The 20,774-nt window shown below is 70.3% G+C and carries 23 protein-coding genes and 1 pseudogene; 14 read left to right on the forward strand and 10 right to left on the reverse strand.

Going from position 1 to position 20,774, the window contains the following annotated elements; genetic code table 11:
- The 10 genes and pseudogenes from PKE44_RS03715 to lplT form a co-directional block, all read left to right on the forward strand.
- A pseudogene (locus PKE44_RS03715) lies at positions 1–229 on the forward strand (hypothetical protein); the annotation flags it as partial.
- A gap of 238 nt (positions 230–467) precedes the next feature.
- Complete coding sequence (locus tag PKE44_RS03720) at positions 468–2,648, forward strand: TonB-dependent siderophore receptor (RefSeq protein WP_324548330.1); 2,181 nt, start codon at positions 468–470, stop codon at positions 2,646–2,648.
- 103 nt (positions 2,649–2,751) lie between these two features.
- Positions 2,752–3,429 (forward strand): Fe2+-dependent dioxygenase, encoded by a 678-nt coding sequence (locus tag PKE44_RS03725; RefSeq protein WP_324548331.1) that lies wholly within the window; start codon positions 2,752–2,754, stop codon positions 3,427–3,429.
- 92 nt (positions 3,430–3,521) lie between these two features.
- Positions 3,522–3,803: a BrnT family toxin gene (locus PKE44_RS03730; protein WP_324548332.1), complete on the forward strand. Its 282-nt coding sequence runs from the start codon at positions 3,522–3,524 to the stop codon at positions 3,801–3,803.
- Entirely contained in the window at positions 3,781–4,134 is a 354-nt protein-coding gene (locus tag PKE44_RS03735) for a BrnA antitoxin family protein (RefSeq protein WP_324548333.1), read from the forward strand. Before PKE44_RS03730 ends, PKE44_RS03735 begins: the two co-directional genes overlap by 23 nt.
- Before the next feature lie 418 nt (positions 4,135–4,552).
- Complete coding sequence (locus PKE44_RS03740; protein ID WP_324548335.1) at positions 4,553–4,873, forward strand: heavy metal-binding domain-containing protein; 321 nt, start codon at positions 4,553–4,555, stop codon at positions 4,871–4,873.
- Between the two features lie 199 nt (positions 4,874–5,072).
- A complete protein-coding gene (gene aas / locus PKE44_RS03745) occupies positions 5,073–7,205 on the forward strand; it encodes a bifunctional acyl-ACP--phospholipid O-acyltransferase/long-chain-fatty-acid--ACP ligase (RefSeq protein ID WP_324548336.1) in 2,133 nt (710 codons plus the stop codon).
- A gap of 89 nt (positions 7,206–7,294) precedes the next feature.
- Positions 7,295–7,729, forward strand: a complete 435-nt coding sequence (locus tag PKE44_RS03750; RefSeq protein ID WP_324548337.1) for a CBS domain-containing protein — start codon at positions 7,295–7,297, stop codon at positions 7,727–7,729.
- 96 nt (positions 7,730–7,825) lie between these two features.
- Positions 7,826–8,122, forward strand: coding sequence for a hypothetical protein (locus PKE44_RS03755; protein WP_324548338.1), 297 nt, complete (start codon positions 7,826–7,828; stop codon positions 8,120–8,122).
- A 113-nt stretch (positions 8,123–8,235) separates the two neighbouring features.
- The gene (gene lplT, locus PKE44_RS03760) at positions 8,236–9,447 is read left to right on the forward strand and encodes a lysophospholipid transporter LplT (RefSeq protein ID WP_324548339.1); all 1,212 of its coding nucleotides are present in this window, start codon (positions 8,236–8,238) and stop codon (positions 9,445–9,447) included.
- Here the strand turns inward: lplT and PKE44_RS03765 are convergent.
- Positions 9,419–11,275 (reverse strand): ATP-binding protein, encoded by a 1,857-nt coding sequence (locus tag PKE44_RS03765; RefSeq protein ID WP_324548340.1) that lies wholly within the window; start codon positions 11,273–11,275, stop codon positions 9,419–9,421. The two genes, lplT and PKE44_RS03765, sit on opposite strands and share 29 nt — an antisense overlap.
- A 143-nt stretch (positions 11,276–11,418) precedes the next feature.
- Here PKE44_RS03765 and PKE44_RS03770 point away from each other — a divergent pair, with 143 nt between their 5' ends.
- The 3 genes from PKE44_RS03770 to PKE44_RS03780 all read left to right on the forward strand — a co-directional run bounded on the left by PKE44_RS03770 (position 11,419) and on the right by PKE44_RS03780 (position 14,460).
- A complete protein-coding gene (locus tag PKE44_RS03770; protein WP_324548342.1) occupies positions 11,419–12,054 on the forward strand; it encodes a response regulator transcription factor in 636 nt (211 codons plus the stop codon).
- Positions 12,055–12,759: 705 nt separating this feature from the next.
- Positions 12,760–13,386, forward strand: coding sequence for a TetR/AcrR family transcriptional regulator (locus tag PKE44_RS03775; protein WP_324548343.1), 627 nt, complete (start codon positions 12,760–12,762; stop codon positions 13,384–13,386).
- 87 nt (positions 13,387–13,473) lie between these two features.
- Complete coding sequence (locus PKE44_RS03780) at positions 13,474–14,460, forward strand: MDR family oxidoreductase (protein WP_324548344.1); 987 nt, start codon at positions 13,474–13,476, stop codon at positions 14,458–14,460.
- An 88-nt stretch (positions 14,461–14,548) separates the two neighbouring features.
- Here PKE44_RS03780 and PKE44_RS03785 read toward each other — a convergent pair whose 3' ends face one another.
- The 3 genes from PKE44_RS03785 to PKE44_RS03795 all read right to left on the reverse strand — a co-directional run bounded on the left by PKE44_RS03785 (position 14,549) and on the right by PKE44_RS03795 (position 16,348).
- Positions 14,549–15,397 (reverse strand): FTR1 family protein, encoded by an 849-nt coding sequence (locus PKE44_RS03785; RefSeq protein WP_324548354.1) that lies wholly within the window; start codon positions 15,395–15,397, stop codon positions 14,549–14,551.
- 33 nt (positions 15,398–15,430) lie between these two features.
- Positions 15,431–15,769, reverse strand: coding sequence for a cupredoxin domain-containing protein (locus PKE44_RS03790; RefSeq protein WP_324548345.1), 339 nt, complete (start codon positions 15,767–15,769; stop codon positions 15,431–15,433).
- A gap of 165 nt (positions 15,770–15,934) precedes the next feature.
- Positions 15,935–16,348, reverse strand: coding sequence for a hypothetical protein (locus PKE44_RS03795; protein ID WP_324548346.1), 414 nt, complete (start codon positions 16,346–16,348; stop codon positions 15,935–15,937).
- A 77-nt stretch (positions 16,349–16,425) separates the two neighbouring features.
- On the opposite strand from PKE44_RS03795, the gene cysE reads away from it, so the two are divergent.
- Positions 16,426–17,232: a serine O-acetyltransferase gene (cysE, locus tag PKE44_RS03800; RefSeq protein WP_324548347.1), complete on the forward strand. Its 807-nt coding sequence runs from the start codon at positions 16,426–16,428 to the stop codon at positions 17,230–17,232.
- Positions 17,233–17,350: 118 nt separating this feature from the next.
- Here cysE and PKE44_RS03805 read toward each other — a convergent pair whose 3' ends face one another.
- From PKE44_RS03805 to nagZ, 6 genes are all read right to left on the reverse strand, one after another.
- Positions 17,351–17,599 carry a hypothetical protein gene (locus tag PKE44_RS03805; protein WP_324548348.1) on the reverse strand — a complete coding sequence of 83 codons (249 nt, stop codon included), beginning with the start codon at positions 17,597–17,599 and terminating at the stop codon, positions 17,351–17,353.
- Between the two features lie 51 nt (positions 17,600–17,650).
- Positions 17,651–17,857, reverse strand: a complete 207-nt coding sequence (locus PKE44_RS03810) for a hypothetical protein (RefSeq protein WP_324548349.1) — start codon at positions 17,855–17,857, stop codon at positions 17,651–17,653.
- A 38-nt stretch (positions 17,858–17,895) separates the two neighbouring features.
- A complete protein-coding gene (locus PKE44_RS03815) occupies positions 17,896–18,639 on the reverse strand; it encodes an S-methyl-5'-thioinosine phosphorylase (RefSeq protein ID WP_324548350.1) in 744 nt (247 codons plus the stop codon).
- A gap of 51 nt (positions 18,640–18,690) precedes the next feature.
- Positions 18,691–19,242, reverse strand: a complete 552-nt coding sequence (locus PKE44_RS03820) for a hypoxanthine-guanine phosphoribosyltransferase (protein WP_324548351.1) — start codon at positions 19,240–19,242, stop codon at positions 18,691–18,693.
- 25 nt (positions 19,243–19,267) lie between these two features.
- Positions 19,268–19,633, reverse strand: coding sequence for a DsrE family protein (locus PKE44_RS03825; RefSeq protein ID WP_324548352.1), 366 nt, complete (start codon positions 19,631–19,633; stop codon positions 19,268–19,270).
- Between the two features lie 85 nt (positions 19,634–19,718).
- Positions 19,719–20,774 carry a beta-N-acetylhexosaminidase gene (gene nagZ, locus PKE44_RS03830; RefSeq protein ID WP_324548353.1) on the reverse strand — a complete coding sequence of 352 codons (1,056 nt, stop codon included), beginning with the start codon at positions 20,772–20,774 and terminating at the stop codon, positions 19,719–19,721.

Raw genomic sequence — 20,774 nt, forward strand, 5'->3', positions numbered from 1 at the left:
GCTGTCCGGTGCCGGATTTCTGGCCGAGCTCGACGAACGCGCGATCGCGCAGACCTGGGTCGTGCACCGACCCGAAGGCCTGCGCAGCCGCGCGCGCAGCACGCTGGAGCTCTATGCCGCCGACGGCCGCCTGCTCGCCGCCCTCGGCGCCCCGCCGCGGCCGACCGACGGCAGCGAATGCGCGGTCTGGCGCGCGCTGCTGCTCGGCCTGCCCGGCCTGATCCACTGAAGCCGGCAGCCGGCAGGACGCCGCAGCCGCCCCGCGCCACCTGCCGGCGCGGGAACGGAACGCCGGGAAGCGCCCCGGGATCGGCCTGAGTTCCGATCACCAGCCCCGGCTTTCAGCGAACTCCGGATTTTTTTCCCCCACCGATCGCGGCTTGCCGGCCGCGCGCGGCGGGTGGGCTCTGCCCGCAACTCCACAGCGCCACGGCGCCACAACACAAAAGCCCCGGGAGTTTTCCGTCATGCCGATCCATGCCCCGCACCCTCTCGCCCGCCCGAGCGCCGGCATCCGTTCGACCGCCCGCACGCCGCTGCAGGCCGGCTGCCTGCTCGGCGCACTCGGTGCCGCGCTGCCCGGCAGCGTCTGCGCGGCCGATGGCGACAGCGCCGCCCTGCCCGAAGTCACCGTCACCGCCCCGCAGGATCAGGGCTATCTGCGCGACGGCACCGGCCTGACCCGTCTGCCGGGGCCGCTGCGCGACATCCCGCAGTCGATCACCGTCGTGCCGCAGCAGATCATCGAGGAGCAGGGTGCGACGACGCTGCGCGAGGCGCTGCGCAATGTCTCGGGCATCAGCTTCAACGGCGGCGAGGGTGGCAATTCCGGCGACAACATCAACCTGCGCGGCTTCACGGCGCGCAATGACCTGTTCCTCGACGGTGTGCGCGACAGCGGCTCGTACACGCGCGACATCTTCAACATCGAGGCGGTCGAGGTGCTGAAGGGCCCCTCGTCGATGGTGTTCGGCCGCGGCACCACCGGCGGCGCGATCAACCAGACCAGCAAGCGCCCGTGGCTGGAGAGCGCGCACACGGTCGGCGCCAGCCTCGGCACGCTCGACCTGCGCCGGCTGACGGTCGATTTCAACGAGCCGCTCACCAGCACCGCGGCGTTTCGCCTGAACGGCATGTGGCAGCAGTCCGGTGCCACGCCCGAGGACGTGCAGTTCGACCGCTACGGCATCGCACCGTCGCTGACGCTCGGGCTCGGCACCGACACCGAGGTCAACTTCTCGTACTTCCGGCAGAAGGAGGACAACGTCCCGTACTACGGCGTCCCGTACCGCAACTTCAAGCCGGTCGATGTCGACAAGAAGAACTTCTACGGCCTCGCCGACCACGACTTCGAGAACACCACGGTCGACATCGGCAGCATCACGGTCGATCACCGCTTCAACGACAGCCTGAGCTTCCGCAACTCGACGCGCTACGCGCGCTACGACCGCTCGCTCGCCCCGACTGCGCCGCGCATCGCCGGCAACCCGCCGGACGGCACGCCGTACGAGCTGATCAGCGTCAACCGCAGCCGCCCGTACCGCGACGGCACCGACACGACGCTCGCCAACCAGACCGACATCACCGCGAAGTTCACGACCGGCAGCTTCGAGCACAAGCTGGTCGGCGGCGTCGAGATCGGCCGCGAGACCACGACCACGACGCGCTATCAGGTCACCGGCGCACCGCAGACCAACCTCGCCCACCCCGATCCGGACACGCCGGCGCCGCTGATGCGCGTGGTCGGCACCAGCAGCTACACCGATGCCTCGGCCAACACCTTCGGCGTCTACGCGATCGACGAGATCGCGCTGACTCCGGAATGGAAGGTGGTCGGCGGCCTGCGCTGGGACCGCTTCGCCGCCAGTTCGCTCGCCGAGACCTTCGCCCCGGCGACCGGCACGCAGCTGACGCACGATGACCGCAAGCGCACCGACACGATGACCAGCGGCCGCATCGGCGTGATCTGGCAGCCGAGCCCGACGCAGTCCTACTACGCCGCCTTCGGCACCTCGTTCAACCCGACCGCCGAGACGCTGACGATTTCGAGCAACAACGCCGGCCTCGATCCGGAGGAGAACCACAACTTCGAGATCGGCGCCAAGCTCGACTTCCTCGACGGTGCGCTGTCGGTGCGCACGGCGCTGTTCCGCACCGAGAAGATCAACGCCCGCACGCTCGATCCGGATCAGCTCAACGTCAACGTGCTCGACGGCCGCTGGGTCACTGACGGCATCGAGCTCGACGTGATCGGCCGCATCACGCCGCAGTGGAGCGTGTTCGCCGGTCTGGCGTTCATGGACCCGGAGATCACCGAGTCCAACAACCCGGCCGAAGTCGGCAAACGCCCGGCCAATGCGCCGCGCCATACGCTGAGCGTCTGGACGACCTACGACCTCGGCGGCGGCTGGGAGATCGGCGGCGGCGTGCAGGGGGCCGGCAAGCGCTACGGCAGCAACACCAACACCAACTACGTGCCCGGCTACACGCGCTGGGATGCCGAAGTCGCCTACAAGCAGCCGGATTTCGACGTGCGCCTGAACGTCGTCAACCTGACCGACACGCAGTGGTACGAGGCCGTCTACACCGGCCACGCCATCCCCGGCACCGGCCGTGCCGCGACGCTGAGCGTCGATTACCGGTTCTGACCCTCCTTAATAAAGCGATAAAGCGCGTCTCGACCCTCCCCTCTCCCCTCGCGGGAGAGGGGCTTCGAGCCCGCCCCGTTTCCGCCTGCCCGGACCCGTCCCGATGCTGCTGCACATCCCCGAAGTCCTGCCCCGCGACCGGCTCGCCGGCTTTCGCGAACGTCTCGCCCGCGCCGACTGGCTCGACGGCCGGCGCAGCGCCGGTCACCAGGCGCTCGCCGTCAAGCACAACCAGCAACTGGCCGACGACGATCCGCTCGCCCGCGAACTCGCCGCGCAGGCGCTGGCGGCGCTGGAGCGCAACCCGCTGTTCCTGACCGCGACGCTGCCGGCACGCATCTTCCCGCCGATGATCAACCGCTACGCCGGCGGCGGCAGCTACGGCAACCACGTCGACAACGCCGTGCGCGTGCTGCCCGACGGCACGCGCGTGCGCACCGACGTCTCGGCGACGCTGTTCCTCAGCGAGCCGGAGGACTACGACGGCGGCGAACTGACCATCGACGACACCTACGGCACGCACACCGTCAAGCTGCCGGCCGGCGATCTGGTGATCTACCCGTCGACCAGCCTGCACCGCGTGACACCGGTCACGCGCGGCGCGCGCATCGCCTGCGTGTTCTGGGTGCAGAGCCTGATCCGCGACGACGCGCAGCGCACGCTGCTGCTCGACCTGGACCTCGCGATCCAGCGCCTGAACCGCAGCGGCACGGAACCGGACGTGGCGGTGGCGCTCGGCGGGACGTACCACAACCTGCTGAGGATGTGGGCGACGCCGTGAGGAGGCTGAGGAAGGGAAGCACGGAGGCGACGGAATCAGCGAAGCAGCAGCAGGACCCTGCCTTGGCGGTCTTTTTGTACCTACAATAAGCAATGCGCTACGAATGGGATGAGGCCAAGCGTCAACAGAATCTGGTCAAGCATGGACTGGATTTCGTCCATGCCGTAGCGGTACTGGAACACCCTGATCTGCTGCTGATTGCTGACAATCGACGTGATTACGGTGAAACCCGCCTGATCGGATTCGGGCCGCTGACAGGACGCATTCATGTTGTCGTACACGTCGCGCGCACTGCCGGCTGCATCCGCATCGTGTCGTTCCGGAAGGCCAACCATCGGGAGGTGCGTTTTTATGAACAGAACGCCCAGAACTGAAAATCTGACACGACTGAGCAGCGAGGAAGCCCGTCAGCGCATTGCCCGTGGAGAATCGGAAAGCGATTGGGCGCGGGTCAACGCGATCCCGGACGACGAGATCGGTGCCGACGATCCGGATGCGCTGCCGATGACGGACGAAGAACTCGCGACTGCACCGATCCTGCGCCGGCCGGGCCAGCGCGGATTACAGAAACTGCCGACGAAGCAACGCACGACCCTGCGCCTGTCAGCCGATGTGCTTGCGCACTTCCGGGCGGATGGGGCGGGCTGGCAGACCCGGATCAACGATGCCCTGAAGCAATGGATTGCCGAACACGGTGAACGCTGACGATGCTTCGCGAGCAGCCCGTAGCCGCCACCGGTCTTCCGCGACACGCCAGTTGCCCGGCATCAGCGCGTGCATCCCGAAAGACGAACGGTCGACACGGATGAGCAGGCGCTTCGCCTGCCCCGGGTGCATACCGCCCGCCGATCGGCCCTGATACCGCCCATCCACGACCGGGGCTTGCCGCCCCGGTTTTTCATGCGCGACCACCGTCGCGCCACGCCGGGCAGCGGATCACGCATGGCGCGCATCGAAGTGCCGATGCCGCGCATGGGTCCGCAGATGACGCGCGTGGACGTGCCGATGCCGCGCAGGGACGCACGCCTGCCGGGCTTCCCGCATCGACACCGCCCTGCGTTCGCAGCGACGCCGCTTCTTCGGCTATACCCTCCCCGTCCCCACCGCCCACGAGGCCACGCCGATGATCCTGAGCACCACACCGACGCTCGAAGGCCACCGCATCCGCGAGTACCGCGGCATCGTCAGCGCCGAGGCCATCCTCGGGGCCAATGTCGTCAAGGACTGGTTCGCCGGCCTCACCGACTTCATCGGCGGGCGCAGCGGCACCTACGAAGGTGTGCTGCGCGATGCGCGCGAGGAAGCGTTTGCCGAGCTGACCAGGGCGGCCCAGCGCCTCGGGGCGAATGCCGTGGTCGGCATCGACATCGACTATGAAGTGCTCGGCGAGCAGAACGGCATGATGATGGTCGCCGTCAGCGGCACGGCGGTCGTCATCGACTGAACGCGCGCGGCCGCCGAAGACCGCTTTTCCTTCTGACCGGGGCTTTTCCCGCGCGGGGAAGGGCCGAGCCCGCGCGGTCCCGCCCGTCCGCGGGCCGAAGACCGGACGCGCATCGCCTGGCGCCCGCGCAGCGGCGCCGGCTTTCCCTGACAAGAACACCCTCCCCCGCGGGGCCGCGGGCGGAGCGGGAGTCCCGCAGATGCTGAAATCCCTGTTGCGCGCGCTGATGCGCACGCTGTTCCGCGTCGAGATCCGCGGCCGTACCGATGTGTTCGGGCATGCACGCACGCTGATCGTCGCCAACCACGAATCCTTCCTCGACGGCCTGCTGCTCGGCCTGTTCCTGCCGGTCGAGCCGGTGTTCGTCGTGCACACGCAGGTCGCCGTGCATCCGGTCTTCGGCCGCATCCTGCGCCACATCGAGCATCTGGCCGTCGATCCGGCCAATCCGCTGGCGCTGAAGGCGATCGTGCGCCTGGTCGAGTCCGGGCGGCCGGTGGTGATCTTCCCGGAGGGGCGGATCACCGTCACCGGCTCGCTGATGAAGGTCTACGACGGCGCGGCCTTCGTCGCCGCCAAGACCGGCGCGACCGTGGTGCCGGTGCGCATCGCCGGGGCGGCGCAGAGCTTCTTCGGGCGGCTGGCCGGGGTCTACCGGCTGCGGCTGCTGCCGAAGATCCGCCTGCACGTGCTCGCACCGCGCGTGCTGCCGATGCCGGATCGGCCGAAGGCGCGCGACCGGCGCGCGGTCGCCGGCCAGAACATGCGTGCGCTGCTGACCGAGATGCTGGTGCTGACGCGCCCCGGGCGCACGCTGTTCGAGGCCTTCCTCGATGCGCGCAGCACGCACGGCGCGCGCACGCCGATCGTCGAGGATCTGCGCCTGATCGAGGAGACCTACGCCTCGATGACGAAGATGGCGCTCGGCCTCGGCCTGCTGGTCGCGCGCCACGCCGGCCGCGGCGAGTGCGTCGGGCTGCTGCTGCCGAACGCGGCGGCGACGGTGGCGGCGATCCTCGGGCTGAGCCTGCGCGGGCGCATTCCGGCGATGCTCAATTACACGGCCGGCGTCGACGGCCTGCGCGCGGCCTGCACGGCGGCGGAGGTGCGCACCGTCGTCACCGCGCGTGCCTTCCTCGACAAGGGCAAGCTCGATCACCTGCCGGGCGAACTCGGCGAGCTGCGCTGGCTGTATCTCGAAGACCTGCGCGCCGGCATGGGGCTCGCCGACAAGCTGCGGCTGCTGCCGCGCCTGTTGTGGCCGCGCATGGCGCTCGATGCGCGTGTGCAGCCGCAGGATGCGGCGGTGGTGCTGTTCACGTCGGGCTCGGAGGGCAAGCCCAAGGGCGTCGTGCATTCGCACGATTCGCTGCTCGCCAACGTCGCGCAGGTCTGTGCGATCGCCGATTTCACGCCGCGCGACAAGTTCATGGTGGCGCTGCCGCTCTTTCACAGCTTCGGCCTGACCGCCGGGGCGCTGCTGCCGCTGGTCTCGGGCTGCAAGCTGTTCCTGTACCCGAGTCCGCTGCACTACCGCGTGGTGCCGGAGCTGACCTACGACCGCAACTGTACGGTGCTGTTCGGCACCTCGACCTTCCTCGGCAACTACGCGCGCTTCGCGCATCCGTACGACTTCGGGCGGCTGCGCTACGTGGTCGCCGGCGCCGAGAAGCTCGACGAGGGCGTGCGCCGCACCTGGATCGAGCGCTTCGGCATCCGCATCCTCGAAGGCTACGGCGTCACCGAGTGCGCGCCGGTGGTCGCCTGCAACGTGCCGATGGCCTGCCGCATCGGTTCGGTCGGGCATCTGGTGCCGGGCATGCAGGGGCGGCTGCAGGCGGTCGAGGGCCTGGAGCCGGGCACCGGCCTGCTCGAAGTGCGCGGGCCGAACGTCATGCTCGGCTACCTGCGCCACGAACGCCCGGGCCTGATCGAGCCGCCGGCGGCGGCCGGGGAAACGGGCTGGTATTCGACCGGCGACATCGTCTCGATCGACGAGGATGGCTACGTGTTCATCCGCGGACGGCTGAAGCGCTTCGCCAAGCTCGCCGGCGAGATGGTGTCGCTCGAAGTCGTCGAGCAGATCGCGCGCACAGCCGCGCCCGAAGCCCGGCACGCGGCGGCCACGCGCGCCGATCCTGCGCGCGGCGAGGCCATCGTGCTGTTCACGACCGATGCCGCGCTCGGGCGCGAGGCGCTGCTCGCGGCGGCGCGCACGCTCGGTGCCCCGGAACTGGCCGTGCCGCGCGACATCCGTGCGCTGGCGGAGATACCCTTGCTCGGCACCGGCAAGACGGACTACGTCCGGCTGCAAACGCTAGCCGCATCGTGAAAACGTTTGTAGCTTCAGCAGACCACGACTGTGCTGCACATCGACTAGAAACCACTGGTTGAGACAAACCCCGCCGAGAGGTGCCTGCCATGCCCAACCGCCCCGTACGCGAAGTCATCGCCAACCAGACGATCCTGACGGCTCCGGCCGCCATCAGCGTCAGCGAGGCCGCCGTGAGGATGAAGGAAAGCCGCGTCGGCGCCGTGATGGTCGTCGAAACCGACGGCGCCCTCAGCGGCATCTTCACCGAGCGCGATGCCCTGTTCCGCGTGCTCGCCGCCGGCCTTGATCCGAAGACGACGAAGCTCGCCGAGGTCATGACCCCGCATCCGCAGACGATCGCCCCCGAACGCCCGTTCGGCCATGCCCTGCACATGATGTATGAGTGCGGCTTCCGCCACGTGCCGGTCATTGATGCCGGCAAGCCGATCGGCATGGTCTCGGCGCGCGATGCGCTCGGCCCCGAGCTGGCCGTGTTCCAGACCGAAGTGCAGCAGCGCGAGCACATCGAGGAAATCCTGTAAGCCCACCGCGCCAGCCCCGACCGGGCTACCGATCCGGCCGTGTGCCGTCCGCGAGCGGTGCACGGCCTTTTCATGTCCGCCGCGAGGAGACCCGCCATGCGTCCTTCCGCCCGCGCCGCCGTGCTTGCCGCGCTGCTGGCCGGCCTGCCTGCCAGCCTGCCCGCCGATCCGCTCGCCATCGACGCCGGTGATGATGTCGGCACGCTGCTGAACAAGTACCAGGGCAAGCGCGTGACGCTGCGCCTGGTTTCCGGTGAGGAACTGACCGGCACGGTGCGTCTGGTCAGTGCCCGGCTCGTGCACATCAGCGAACTCGCCAGCCGCGAGTTCTACGACGCGGCGGTCGTGACCGGCAGCATCGCCGCGGTGATCGTGCGCACGCGCACGCAGTAAGTTCGGGCAGGCAGCACCGGCGCGCCGGCTGCCTCTGCCCGCGCCTCCCGGCCGGCCGGCGACCGGCGCCGGCTACACTGCCGGCACCCAACCGCCGCCCGGATGCCCCCCGAATGACTCCGTTTCCGTCTGCGGCCGCCGCACCCGGCCCGCTGTGGTCGCGCGGCATGGCCGCCGTGCTGTTCGCGCAGTTCTTCTCGGCCTTCGGTGACAACGCGGTGCTGTTCTCGGCGCTGGCGCTGCTGCGCGCCGAGGCCTATCCGGACTGGGCCGCGCCGCTGCTGCAGCAGTTCTTCGTCGCCGCCTACATCCTGCTCGCACCCTTCGCCGGGCCGTTCGCCGACAGCCTGCCCAAGGGCCGGGTGATGCTGGCCGGCAACGGCCTGAAGCTCGCCGGGGCCGCCGGGCTGACGCTGGGGCTGAATCCCTTCCTCGCCTACGGACTGATCGGCGTCGGCGCCGCGGCCTATTCACCGGCGAAGTACGGCATCCTCGGCGAGCTGACCACCGGCGACAATCTGGTCAAGGCCAACGGCCTGATGGAAGCCTCGACCATCGCCGCGATCCTCGCCGGGGCCATCGCCGGCGGCGTGCTCGCTGACTGGAGCGTCGGCGGGGCGCTGCTGGTCTGCACCGGCGTCTACGCACTCGCCGCCGCCGCCAACCTGCTGATCCCGCGCCTGCCGCCGGCACACCCGATCGCCGATGCCCGGCCCGGCGCGCTGCTCGCGGATTTCCTCGCCGCCTGCCGCACGATCTGGCAGCACCCCGACACGCGCTTCTCGATCCTCGGCACCAGCCTGTTCTGGGGCTCGGGCGTGACGATGCGCTTCCTGCTGGTGGCCTGGGTGCCGATCGCGCTCGGCCTGCACGACAACGCCACGCCGGCCTATCTGAACGCGATGGTCGCGCTCGGCATCGTGCTCGGGGCGGGGCTCGCCGGCGCGCTGGTGCGGCTCGAACAGGTCGAACGTGCGCTGCCGGCCGGCGTCGGCATCGGCCTGGCGGTGGCGCTGCTCGCGCTCGTGAACGCGCTGGTGCCGGCCTATGCGCTGCTCGCCGTGGTCGGGGCCTGCGGCGGATTTTTCATCGTGCCGCTGAACGCGCTGCTGCAGGAGCGCGGGCGCGAGACGGTCGGGGCCGGCCACGCGATCGCGATCCAGAACCTCGGCGAGAACGGCGCGATGCTGGCGATGCTCGGGCTGTACACGGTCGCGCTCGGGGCCGGCACGCCGGTGCTGTGGATCGCGCCGCTGTTCGGACTCGGCCTGTCGGCGGCGATCGCGGCGCTCTGGATCAGCCGCCGGCGCGCGCGCGCGCACTGAGCCCGGGGTTCAGCGGCGCGTCGAGATGCTCGATGAGCTGGCGCAGCTCGCCGACATCGACCGGCTTGTGCAGCAGCCGGTGGCCGTCGCCGAGGATGTGCGTCAGCACCGCCGGTGCCGTGTCACCGGTGACGATGGTCACCGGCACCGCCCGGCCGAAGATCGCGAGCAGCTCGCGCACGACCACCGGCCCGGTGGTCTCGGTGCCGAGGCGGTAGTCGGCGAGCACCAGCTCGATCGCCGCGGCGTGCGTGCGCGCGAGCAGCAGCGCACTGGCGGCATCGGCGGCGGCATGCACGGTGTGGCCCCAGACGCGCAGCGTCATCGCCAGCGCTTCGAGCACCTGCTCATCGTCATCGACGATCAGCACCGTGCGCCCCGGTCCGCTCGCCGGCAGCGGCTCCAGATGCGGGGCATCGACGATCGCCGGCGCCGGCGCCGGGCGCGTCGGCAGCGTCAGCGCGAAGCAGGAACCGCGTCCGGGCACGGAGCGCAGCGTCAGTTCGCCGCCGAGCAGCCGCGCCGTGCGCTGCACGATCGCCAGCCCCAGCCCGAGCCCCTGCTCGCGCCCGCGCCCGGCCCCGGCGACCTGATAGAACTCGCCGAACACGCGCGCCTGTTCCTCGGGGGCGATGCCGATGCCGGTGTCCAGGACCTGGATCGTGACGCGCCGGCCGGCGACCCGCCGGCAGCCGACCAGCACGCCTCCGCCGCGGCGGTTGTAGCGCAGCGCATTGGTGCAGAGGTTCGACAGCACCTGCAGCAGCAGGCCGCGATCGGTCTCGACCCAGAGGCGGCTCGGCACGCTGGCGAAGCGCAGGCCCTGCGCACGTGCCGGACCGGCGAACTGGCTGTGCAGCGTGTCAAGGATGTCCTCAAGGGCGAGCGGCGCCGGCTTCGGCTCGACCGTGCCGGCATCGAGCCGTGACAGGTCGAGCAGGGCCCCGAGCAGGCCGGACAGCGCACCGAGCGCGCGCTGCATGCTGACCGCGATGCGTCCGACATCGGCCGGCTGCAGTACCGGCCGCCGGCCGAGTTCCTCCAGCGTGCCGAGGAAGAGTCCGAGCGAATGCACGGGCTGGCGCAGGTCGTGGCTCGCCGCCGCCAGCAGCCGCGCCTTGACGCGCGTCGCGGCCTCGGCATTGTCCTTCTGGATGGTCAGCTCCCCGACCAGCGCCTGGTTTTCGAGGCGCAGGCGCACCGTCTCGCACAGCGTCGCGTGGATCTTCGAGAAGAACGACAGGTTCAGCACCAGCACGAACAGGCACAGCGCCCCAAGCTCGGTGTAGACCAGCCCGCCCTCCCACAGCGTGCGCGCCGCAAACGGCAGCGCCACCGGCAACGCGAACATCAGGTAGGCCGGCCGCCACGAGCCGTAGGTCGCGATCGAACCGCCGGCCATGCCGGCGACGACGATGCAGAGATACGCCGTGACGGTCATGTTGTTCTCGTTGAAGAACAGCAGGCCGACCGAGCCCCAGACGATGCCGGACATTGCCGCGCCGACGGTGTAGTAGCGCGCCCAGCGTCGCGGCCGGCTCAGGCGATCCGGTGCCCGCTCGTAGGCCTGCACCAGCGCCCGGCGCGTCAGGTTGACGGCGAGCACCACCAGTGCCCAGCCGATCAGCCGCAGCGTCGGCACGTAGTTGCGCAGCAGCCAGACGGAAAACACCAGCACCAGCGCATTGCCGAAGAAGATCGCCCCGAACTGCCGGTACAGCAGCTCGACCAGCCCGGCCTCGTAGCGGACCTGATCGACCTCGACGACCGTGGCTGCCGGTGCATCCGCGGCCTGGGAAAATCCGTCTGCCGGAAGTGGTCTGCCCATTGCTTCATCCTGTGCTGCATCCGGATACCGAACCGCAGGCCGCGCGCCCGGCGGGGCTGCGACTCGCGGTCTCCGGCACACGCCTGCGCGCCTGCCGTGGGTGGGATACGATATTTGACGTAATAGCAGCAGAGGAAACGGAAATGCCGACGTTCGTGATCGCCGAGGACCATGCGCTGGTCCGGGAAGGATTGGCCCTGCGCCTGTCGCTGGAGCCGGGGTGGGAGGTCATCGGCGAGACCGGCGACGGCAGCGAAGTCGAGGGTCTGGTCGTCGAGCGAAGGCCCGATGTGCTGATCCTCGACCTGCAGCTCGACGGCATGCAGGGCCTGGAGGTCTGCACCGCGGTGCGCCGGCGCCTGCCCGATCAGCTGATCCTGGTGCTGACTGCCAACCCGGAGGCCGATGTCGCACGCCGTGCGCTCGATGCCGGTGCCGACGGCTACCTGATCAAGCGCGGCGATGGTGCCGAACTGGTGCATGCGATCCGCACGCTGCTCGATGGCAGCGGTTACATCAGCGACGACATCGGCCGCGAGGTCGTCAGCGGCGGCAAGGTCGATACCCCGGTCGATGCACTGAGCCCGCGCGAACGCCACGTGCTGGCGCTGATCGCCGCCGGGCACGGCAGCCGCGAGATCGCCGACCAGCTGTCGATCAGCGTCGGCACCGTGCGCAAGCACCGCGAGAACCTGATGCAGAAGCTCGACCTGCACAGCATCGCCGAGGTCACGAGCTTCGCGATCAAGAACGGCCTGTACACGCCGCCGCGCGGCTGAATTCCCTGAATCCTCCCCGAATCCTCACGCCTGCGACGCAGGCGGAGCGGATACGACGTTTGCCGGATTGTTCCGCCGTCCTGCGGCATCGACACTCCCCCCGTGCTTCGGCCCCTGCCGGAGCGCACCGCATCAACCCGCAAGGTGCAGGGAAGTGCACCGCAACCCGGGGTCGCCGGTACGGAAACCAGCGGGCACCGGCGGGCTGGACGCCGGCCGGTCGCTGAAGCGGGGCTGCTGATACGGGTTGCCATCGGCACGGAGGCCGGCATCGGACGGGTGAGTGGCCGGCGTTGTCGCGGGGACAGCGCCAGGCCACGGGTCAGTCACCTGCGCTTCCGGTACGGCGGCCGTCATGGCCGGGGCGGCGGAACGGTTGGGCGCAACCATTCCGCCGTCTCCGGCCGGCAGCGCAGATCGCCCGCAACCGTCCCCCGCACCGCGTCCCCTCGCACCGCGCCCCCTGCCTGATCCGCCTGCCCCGCACCGTGCCGCGTTCCGCGGCGGGCTGCCGGTCCGGTCTTCCCGGCAAAGCCTTCCGTCCGCAGGCCGGCCTGCACGCCTGCGCTGCCGGACCGGCCTGCACGCCGGAGGCAGCACGGCCGTCCCTCCCCCCGCCTCTTCGAAATCGGTATCGCTGCCACGCAGAAGGCGGCCGGAAGTGAGGCTGTCATTCTCTAGACGACCGGTCTAATATCCAGTCCCATGAACCCACGCCCATCTTCCCGCCCGCGCGGCGCCACGCGCGACGAACTCGTGCACATCGGTGTGCGCATGCTGACCGAGAAGGGCTACGGCCAGACCGGTCTCGACGAGATCCTGCGCACCGCCGGCGTGCCCAAGGGCTCGTTCTATCACTACTTTCCGAGCAAGGAGGCGTACGGACTCGCCGTCGTCGAGCACTACGCGCAGTACTTCGCGAAGCGCCTCGCGCGCGCCTTCGATGACGACTCGCTCACCCCGCTCGACCGGCTGCGGCGCTTCGTGACCGAAGCCTGCGCCGGCATGATCCGGCACGAATTCCGCCGCGGCTGCCTGGTCGGCAACCTCGGTCAGGAACTCGGTGCGCACAACGACGCCTTCCGCGAGCGGCTGGAGGCCGTGCTCGGCCACTGGCAGGCGCGCGTCGCCGACTGCCTGCGCGCGGCGATCCGCGCCGGCGAGCTGCCGCCGGAAACCGACGCCGAGGCGCTGGCCGGCTTCTTCTGGATTGCCTGGGAGGGCGCGATCCTGCGCGCCAAGCTGACGCGCTCGACCGCCCCGCTCGCCCTCTGCGCCCGGGTGTTCTTCACGCAGCTGCTGCACGCCGCGCCACCGTCGCTGCCGGACTGAATCCGCATTCCCGTCGGGCTTTCATTTGCCCGATCACCGACCGACCGGTCTGTTAGGAACCGGTCTCATGCCCCGAGGAGAGTCCCGATGTTCCAGGCCGTATATCTCGACAAGCCCGCCGACCGGCTCGAAGCCGGCATCCGTGCCCTGCCCGACGACGCGCTGCCGGAAGGCGACGTGCTCGTGCGCGTCGAATGGTCGACGCTCAACTACAAGGACGGCCTCGCGATCACCGGCAAGGCGCCGGTCGTGCGCAAGTACCCGATGGTGCCCGGCATCGACTTCGCCGGCACCGTCGAGGCCAGCCAGCATCCGGCCTGGCAGCCCGGCGACCGGGTGCTGCTCAACGGCTGGGGCGTCGGCGAAGGCCACTGGGGCGGGCTCGCGCAGAAGGCGCGCGTGCGCGGGGACTGGCTGCTGGCGCGACCGGAGAACCTCTCGGCGCGCCAGTGCATGGCGATCGGCACGGCCGGCTACACGGCGATGCTGTGCGTGCTGGCGCTGGAGCGTCACGGCGTGCTCGCCGATTCCGGCGAGGTGCTGGTGACCGGCGCCGCCGGCGGCGTCGGCAGCGTCGCGATCCAGCTGCTCGCGCGTCGCGGCTACCGCGTCGTCGCCTCGACCGGCCGGATCGAGGCCGCCGGCGAGTATCTGCGCGGGCTCGGTGCGGCCGAAGTCATCGACCGCGCGCAGTTCTCGGCCCCCGGCAAGCCGCTCGGGCGCGAGCGCTGGGCCGGAGCCGTCGACTCGGTCGGCAGCCACACGCTGGCCAACGTCTGCGCGACGACGCGCTACGGCGGCGTCGTCACCGCCTGCGGGCTGGCCGGCGGCATGGACCTGCCGGCGACGGTCGCGCCGTTCATCCTGCGCGGCGTGACCCTCGCCGGCATCGACAGCGTCATGGCGCCGCTGCCGCTGCGCCAGGCGGCCTGGACGGCGCTCGCGGCCGAGATCGACACCGACAAGCTCGATGACATGACCCGCGTGATCCCGCTCGCCGAGGCGATCCCGGCCGCGGCCGAGCTGATCGCCGGGCAGGTGCGCGGCCGGCTGGTCGTCGACGTCAATGCCTGATCCGGCCATGCCGGAGCCGGCGCCGGAAACGCCGCGCCCCGCTGCAGCAGCAAGCGCAGCGGGGCGCGGGCCGGAGCCGGTGCCGGGTTCAGCCGCGTGCGGCGGCGACCTGCGACGGTGCCTTGCCGCTGAGCGCCGGGGCGCGCAGCAGCCAGCTGACGACGCCCCAGTACGCGACGTAGGCGATCAGCATCGTCAGCGCCGGATGCGCACGGTAGCCGGTCAGCGCCGCGACCAGACCGCCGGTCGTGGTCGAGTCATCGAGCAGCCAGCTGCTGTCCCACAGCGGATCGACGAGACCCGGCAGCCAGCCGAGCGAGACGAGCTTCTCGACGCCGGTGGTCAGCAGCGCCGCGGCGAGCAGCAGCAGCATCGCCTCGCTGAAGCGGAAGAACGTGCGCCACGACAGCGCGCGCGTGCCGGCCTGCAGCAGTGCGAAGGTCGCGAACGCCAGCCCGAGGCCGACCAGCGCCGAGAACACGAAGCTCAGCAGCCCGCCGCCCTGCTGCTGCACGCCGAGGCCGTACAGGAAGATCACCGTCTCGCTGCCCTCGCGGGCGATGGCGATGACGATGACGGCGACCATGCCCCACCAGTTGTGGCTGGCGAGGTTGCGCTGCATGCCCTGTTCGAGTTCGGCCTTCAGCGTGCGGCCGTGGCGGCGCATCCAGCAGACCATCTGCACGATCAGCGCGGATGCGAACAGCACCATCGCGATCTGGAAGATCTCGCCGCTGTCGCCATCGAGCAGGCTCGCGGCCTTCAGCACCATCGTGCCGAGCAGCACGGCCGCCCCGAGCCCGAGTCCGACGCCGAGCCACAGATAGCGCAGGCCCTGACCGGCCTCGGGCTGACGGCGCAGCCACGCATACAGGATGCCGATGACCAGCAGCGCCTCGACGCTCTCGCGCCAGACCACGAACAACACGTCGCCCATGATGCCCATCATGATGACTGCTCCCGGCCGCGCTCAGCGCGCGACGATCTCGCCCTGGCCGGTCTTCTCGTGGAACTCGTCGAAGAACCTGTAGCTGCCGGCCTTCAGCGGCTGGAAGTCGATCGTCGCGCGCGCGCCGGCGGCGATGACCTTCTCCTTGCGCAGCGGCTTGCTCTCGAACTCGATCGCCGAGCTGCCGGCATTGACGACCTCGACGCGGAATTTCTGGCCGGCCGTGACCTCGATCGTCGCCGGCTCGAAGCGACCGTCCTTCGCGGTCAGCGTGTACAGCGGCAGTTCATCGGCGCGCGCGGCGGTGGCGGCGAGCAGCGCGGCGAAGGCAGCGGCGGTCAGGAACTTCGGGCTCATCACGGCAGACTCCGGGGTGCAGACGGGATCGGGGGCAGGAATCGGTACGGGAACCGGAACGGAACCCTGCGTCCGCGGACGCTTGCAGCGATGATGCCGACCCGTCCAGATAAAAACAATTCTCATTTGGCGCAACCCGGAATTTTCTGCGGGATTCGCGTCAGCTCCTCAGCGCCCGCGCCCGGCCTGCGGCAGTTCGCGCTGCAGCGTCGCCAGCCAGCGGCGCGCCGCCTCGGCGTCGAAGCCGGCGAGCCGGACCACCGGGTGCTCGGCATCGTCGAGCCGGAACACCAGTTCGCGGTGGACCTGCGGCTCGGAACGATCATTGCCGCCGGGGTTCTCGTAATCGTCGAAACGCCAGCTGATGACCTGGCGGTAGTCGTAGACGCGCACGCGCGTCAGGCCGAGGAAGGCGATGCGGCGTGTGCGGCTGTCGAGGGCCACCGGGCTGACGTTGTGGTCGAGCGTATAATCGGCGTGAAAGCCGCTCGCCTGCAGATTGTCCAGGGACGCCGCGTTGTGCTGGCCGAAGAACCACCAGAGGCCGAGGCCGATGGCCACGACGAGCAGGACCAGGATCATTCCAGTTGCCTCCGCGGCTCAGGATCGGGAAGCCCGATTCTGACACGGCGGCCCTTCCGAACCGGCGAGGTATTCCGATGGCCGTCCAGCCCCTGCGCGACTCCGCGCCCGCCACGAACGACCCGCTCTGGGAAACCATCCGTGACGAGGCACGCATCACCGCCCGTCAGGAACCGATCCTCGCGAGCTTCCTGCATGCCTCGCTGCTGAATCACCGCGATCTCGGCGCGGCGCTGTCATTCACGCTGGCCGGCAAGCTCGACGGTGCGACGGTGCCGGCGATGGTCGTGCGCGAGGTGATCGAGGCTGCGATCGAGGCCGATCCGGTGCTGCTCGATCGCGTGCGCGCCGACCTGCTCGCGGTGCGCGAGCGTGACCCGGCCTGCCCGGGCTATTCGGTGCCGCTCTTGTACTTCAAGGGTTTCCAGGCCATCCAGGCCTACCGCGTCGCGCACGCGCTGTGGCGCGACGGCCGCGAGGCACTGGCGCTGTTCCTGCAAAGCCGCATCGCCGAGGTGTTCGCGGTCGACATCCATCCGGCGGCACGCATCGGTCAGGGCATCCTGCTCGATCACGCCACCGGCCTCGTGGTCGGCGAGACCGCCATCATCGAGGACAACGTCTCGATGCTGCAGGGCGTGACGCTCGGCGGCACCGGCAAGGAAAGCGGCGACCGCCATCCGAAGGTGCGCGCCGGCGTGCTGATCGGCGCCGGCGCCAAGATTCTCGGCAACATCGAGATCGGCACCGGTGCCAAGGTCGGCGCCGGCAGCGTCGTGCTGGACCCGGTGCCGGCGCACTGCACCGTCGTCGGCGTGCCGGCGCGCGTGGTCTGCCAGTGCCGCGAGCAGGAGCCGTCGCGCTCGATGGATCACCACATCTGAGGGCTGCACCGGCCCCGCCGCCGGCCGCTGCCCGGAAAAATCACGAAGGCCGTCCGGTCCTGTCCGACCGGACGGCCTTCGCCGCATCAGGGAAGCTGCTTCAGGAAAAGCAGCGCATTCAGCTCCCGGCCAGCCAGCGCCAGGCCGGCAGGGCGGCGAGCGGCAGCAGCGCGGCCGTGAGCACGAACAGCAGCGCGAACACCGCCGTGCGCGCACCGCCGCGCAGGCCGCCGCCCAGCGCGAGCAGCAGTTCGGACCAGACCCACAGCGCGGCGAGCGTGCCGAACACCGCGGCCCAGGCCAGAGCGCCGAGCCGCGCGAGTGCGGCCCAGTCCTGTGCGGCGATCAGCGCCAGCATCTCGTTCATCGGGCATCTCCGGATCGGGAAGGGAAGGAAATCGGCAGGGCGCAGGCGCCGTCAGCGCAGGAACAGCAGCAGGCCGACACCGACCGCCACCGCGATCAGGCCGGAGACCTGCGTGAAGGTCGCGACGCGGCGCAGGTTCGGGGTCGCGGCCTCGGGGTGCTTCACCAGCGCATTGCGCATCATCCAGGCAAGACCGAGATCAAACACGCCGATCGCGATCAGCAGCCAGGGCAGCCATCCGGGCAGGGGCAGGTTCATGCGGGGAGTCTCTCCGGGTCTGGTTCGGAAACGCGGGTTCAGACGCTCGGGATCACGACGCGCAGCAGCTGACGCACCTGCGCCATGCCGGCCTTCAGGGTCTGGTCGATCTGCTCCATGGTGATCTCACCCTCGCCCTTGCCGGCGCCCCAGTTGGCGACCACCGCGCAGCAGGCGTAGCGCAGGCCGAGTTCGCGGGCGAGCGCGGCCTCGGGCATGCCGGTCATGCCGACGATGTCGCAGCCGTCGCGTTCGAGCCGGCGGATTTCGGCCGCGGTTTCCAGGCGCGGCCCCTGCGTGGCGGCGTAGGTGCCGTCCTCGATCAGCGGGATGCCGGCGCTGCGTCCGCCTTCGATCAGCGCCTGGCGCAGGGCCTCGTCGTACGGCCACGTGAAGTCGATGTGCGTGACGTGGCTGAGGTCGCCCTCGAACAGCGTGTGATGGCGGCCATACGTGTAGTCGATGATCTGGTCGGGCACGCACAGCACGCCCGGTCCCATGCGCGCACTGATGCCGCCGACCGCCGCGACCGCGAGGATGTGCTCGACGCCGATGTGTTTCAGCGCCCAGAGATTGGCGCGGTAGTTGATCTGGTGCGGCGGGATGGTGTGGCCGTAGCCGTGGCGGGCGAGGAACACCACCGGGTGACCGGCGAGCACGCCGTGCGTGACCGGACCGGAGGGTTCGCCGTACGGCGTCGAGACCATCTCGCGGCGCACGATCTCCAGGGTTTCGAGCGAGGTCAGGCCGGTCCCGCCGATGATCGCGAGCAGCTTGGACATCGGTTCAGCTCCGTGGGGCGGACAGGGAAAGGGGCCGGGCAGGGCGTGGCGTCATTCGCGCAGCGCGTAGATGCCGGGGAGGTTGCGCAGGTACTCGTGGTAGTCCATGCCGCAGCCGAACACGTAGCGATCCGGCACCGTCGTGCCGGTGAAGTCGATGGTGAAGTCCGTGACCTTGCGCGCATGCAGCTTGTCGACCAGCACCGCGGTCAGCACCTCGGCGGCATCGGCGGCGCGCAGTTCGCGCACGATCTCCTTCAGCGTGTGGCCTTCGTCGAAGATGTCGTCGATGACCAGCACCGTGCGCCCCTGCACCGGCAGGCTCGGCTTCTGCACCCAGTGCAGGCCGCCGCCGCGCGTGGCACCGCGGTAGCGCGTCGCGTGCAGATAGCCGATCTGCAGCGGGAAGTTCAGCTTCGGCAGCAGCAGGCCGGCCGGGATCACGCCGCCGTTGAGCACCACCAGCACCAGCGGATCGCGATCGGCGAGCCGCGCGCTGATGGCCGCGGCCATGCGATCGAGCGCCGCCTGCACGGCCGCCGGCGACACGAGTTCCTCGGCTTCGGCGAGCACGGCACGGACGGCTTCGGGCGTAGGCTGCATCGGATCGGTTCTCCGGGCGGAGCTTTCAGTACGTGAACGTCACCGTGGCGTCGTCCATGGCCTCACTGATGATGTAGGCGCCACCGACGATCTCGGCGATCTCGGCGATCATCGCCGCATCGGTGCTCTCGCGGGCGCTGGTGCAGATCTTGAACCGCACGCCGGCCTCGTGGGCCTCGCGGATCAGGTCGAGCGCGGTGCGCCCGCGCTCGGCGAGCGCGACCGTCTCGGCATACCCCGGCGTCGCCAGCCGGCCGGTGCGCCCGGTCAGCACGATCTCGACGTCGTATTCCATCGCGGCCGCGACGGTCGCCTGGGCAAACACCGCGTGCAGCGCCACGGCACTGCCGGGATCGGTATTGGCAAGGATCATCAACAGTTTGTCGGCCATGCATGCATCTCCGCTCCGGCGGTCCCCGCCGGCAGGGCGCGGGATTATAGGGATGCGTCGCCGGCAGGGCCAACGCAGCCGGTGTTCAGGTCGCGGTCGCCGCGGCTTCGTCGAGCGGCGCCAGCGGATCGGTGAGCAGGCGCACGGCGCGCTGCCATTGCCCGGAAGCCCGCAGCGCCTCGCGCTCGAACTGGCCGCGCCCGTGCAGGCGCACCAGGCGCAGGTGCGCGGCCGGATCGTCCGGGTCTTCGAGGCCGTGCACGATCTCCAGCGCCGCGCGCCGGTCGTTGCAGGCAAGCACCATGTCGCAGCCGGCCGCGAGCGCGGCGCGCGCGCAATCGAGCGGCGCCCCGCCGGCCAGCGCCGCGCCGGCCATGTCGAGATCATCGCTGAAGATCGCGCCCTGGAAGCCGAGCCGGCTGCGCAGCACCTCGCGCAGCCAGAACGGCGAGTAGCCGGCGGTGCGCTCATCGACGCGCGCATAGACCACGTGCGCCGGCATCACGCCGGCCAGGCCGGCGCGCACCAGCCGGCCGAAAGGCACGAGATCCTCGGCCTCGATGTCGGCGTACTCGCGCGCATCGACCGGCAGCGCGTGGTGCGAATCAGCCTCGACGTGGCCGTGCCCGGGGAAATGCTTGCCGACCGCCTGCATGCCGGCCGACTGCAGGCCGTGCATCAGCGCCGCGGCCAGCGTCGCGACCACATCCGGGTCGGAATGGAAGGCGCGGTCACCGATGACGCGACTGACGCCGCGATCGAGATCGAGCACCGGCGCGAAGCTGAAATCGACATCGGCGGCCCGCAGCTCGGCCGCCATCAGCCAGCCGGCCGCCGTCGCCATCGCCCGCGCCCGGCGCGGCTCGCGGTCGTGGACCTCGCCGAGGCGGCGCATCGGCGGCAGCACCGTGAAGCCCTCGCGGAAGCGCTGCACGCGCCCGCCCTCGTGATCGACGCCGATCAGCAGCCGCGGCGAGCGCAGCGCGTGAATTTCGGCGCAGAGTTCGGCGAGCTGGCGCGGGGTTTCGTAGTTGCGCGCGAACAGGATCACGCCGCCGACGCGCGGATGGCGCAGCAGTTCGCGGTCGGCTCCGCCCAGCGCGAGGCCGGGCAGACCGAGCATGACGGGACCGAGCGGCAT

Source organism: Plasticicumulans sp. (genome assembly GCF_035331805.1).
Classification (GTDB): domain Bacteria; phylum Pseudomonadota; class Gammaproteobacteria; order Competibacterales; family Competibacteraceae; genus Plasticicumulans.

What these genes read in the sequence shown, in the direction of transcription:
- PKE44_RS03735 (WP_324548333.1), top strand. Translation starts at nt 3,781, where the DNA reads ATGAACAGAACGCCCAGAACTGAAAATCTGACACGACTGAGCAGCGAG.
- PKE44_RS03720 (WP_324548330.1), top strand. Translation starts at nt 468, where the DNA reads ATGCCGATCCATGCCCCGCACCCTCTCGCCCGCCCGAGCGCCGGCATC.
- PKE44_RS03750 (WP_324548337.1), top strand. Translation starts at nt 7,295, where the DNA reads ATGCCCAACCGCCCCGTACGCGAAGTCATCGCCAACCAGACGATCCTG.
- PKE44_RS03780 (WP_324548344.1), top strand. Translation starts at nt 13,474, where the DNA reads ATGTTCCAGGCCGTATATCTCGACAAGCCCGCCGACCGGCTCGAAGCC.
- PKE44_RS03785 (WP_324548354.1), bottom strand. Translation starts at nt 15,397, where the DNA reads ATGGGCGACGTGTTGTTCGTGGTCTGGCGCGAGAGCGTCGAGGCGCTG.
- cysE (WP_324548347.1), top strand. Translation starts at nt 16,426, where the DNA reads ATGGCCGTCCAGCCCCTGCGCGACTCCGCGCCCGCCACGAACGACCCG.
- PKE44_RS03820 (WP_324548351.1), bottom strand. Translation starts at nt 19,242, where the DNA reads ATGCAGCCTACGCCCGAAGCCGTCCGTGCCGTGCTCGCCGAAGCCGAG.
- nagZ (WP_324548353.1), bottom strand. Translation starts at nt 20,774, where the DNA reads ATGCCGCTCGGTCCCGTCATGCTCGGTCTGCCCGGCCTCGCGCTGGGC.
- PKE44_RS03775 (WP_324548343.1), top strand. Translation starts at nt 12,760, where the DNA reads ATGAACCCACGCCCATCTTCCCGCCCGCGCGGCGCCACGCGCGACGAA.
- lplT (WP_324548339.1), top strand. Translation starts at nt 8,236, where the DNA reads ATGACTCCGTTTCCGTCTGCGGCCGCCGCACCCGGCCCGCTGTGGTCG.
- PKE44_RS03825 (WP_324548352.1), bottom strand. Translation starts at nt 19,633, where the DNA reads ATGGCCGACAAACTGTTGATGATCCTTGCCAATACCGATCCCGGCAGT.
- PKE44_RS03730 (WP_324548332.1), top strand. Translation starts at nt 3,522, where the DNA reads ATGCGCTACGAATGGGATGAGGCCAAGCGTCAACAGAATCTGGTCAAG.
- PKE44_RS03765 (WP_324548340.1), bottom strand. Translation starts at nt 11,275, where the DNA reads ATGGGCAGACCACTTCCGGCAGACGGATTTTCCCAGGCCGCGGATGCA.
- aas (WP_324548336.1), top strand. Translation starts at nt 5,073, where the DNA reads ATGCTGAAATCCCTGTTGCGCGCGCTGATGCGCACGCTGTTCCGCGTC.
- PKE44_RS03815 (WP_324548350.1), bottom strand. Translation starts at nt 18,639, where the DNA reads ATGTCCAAGCTGCTCGCGATCATCGGCGGGACCGGCCTGACCTCGCTC.
- PKE44_RS03810 (WP_324548349.1), bottom strand. Translation starts at nt 17,857, where the DNA reads ATGAACCTGCCCCTGCCCGGATGGCTGCCCTGGCTGCTGATCGCGATC.
- PKE44_RS03755 (WP_324548338.1), top strand. Translation starts at nt 7,826, where the DNA reads ATGCGTCCTTCCGCCCGCGCCGCCGTGCTTGCCGCGCTGCTGGCCGGC.
- PKE44_RS03805 (WP_324548348.1), bottom strand. Translation starts at nt 17,599, where the DNA reads ATGAACGAGATGCTGGCGCTGATCGCCGCACAGGACTGGGCCGCACTC.
- PKE44_RS03740 (WP_324548335.1), top strand. Translation starts at nt 4,553, where the DNA reads ATGATCCTGAGCACCACACCGACGCTCGAAGGCCACCGCATCCGCGAG.
- PKE44_RS03795 (WP_324548346.1), bottom strand. Translation starts at nt 16,348, where the DNA reads ATGATCCTGGTCCTGCTCGTCGTGGCCATCGGCCTCGGCCTCTGGTGG.
- PKE44_RS03770 (WP_324548342.1), top strand. Translation starts at nt 11,419, where the DNA reads ATGCCGACGTTCGTGATCGCCGAGGACCATGCGCTGGTCCGGGAAGGA.
- PKE44_RS03725 (WP_324548331.1), top strand. Translation starts at nt 2,752, where the DNA reads ATGCTGCTGCACATCCCCGAAGTCCTGCCCCGCGACCGGCTCGCCGGC.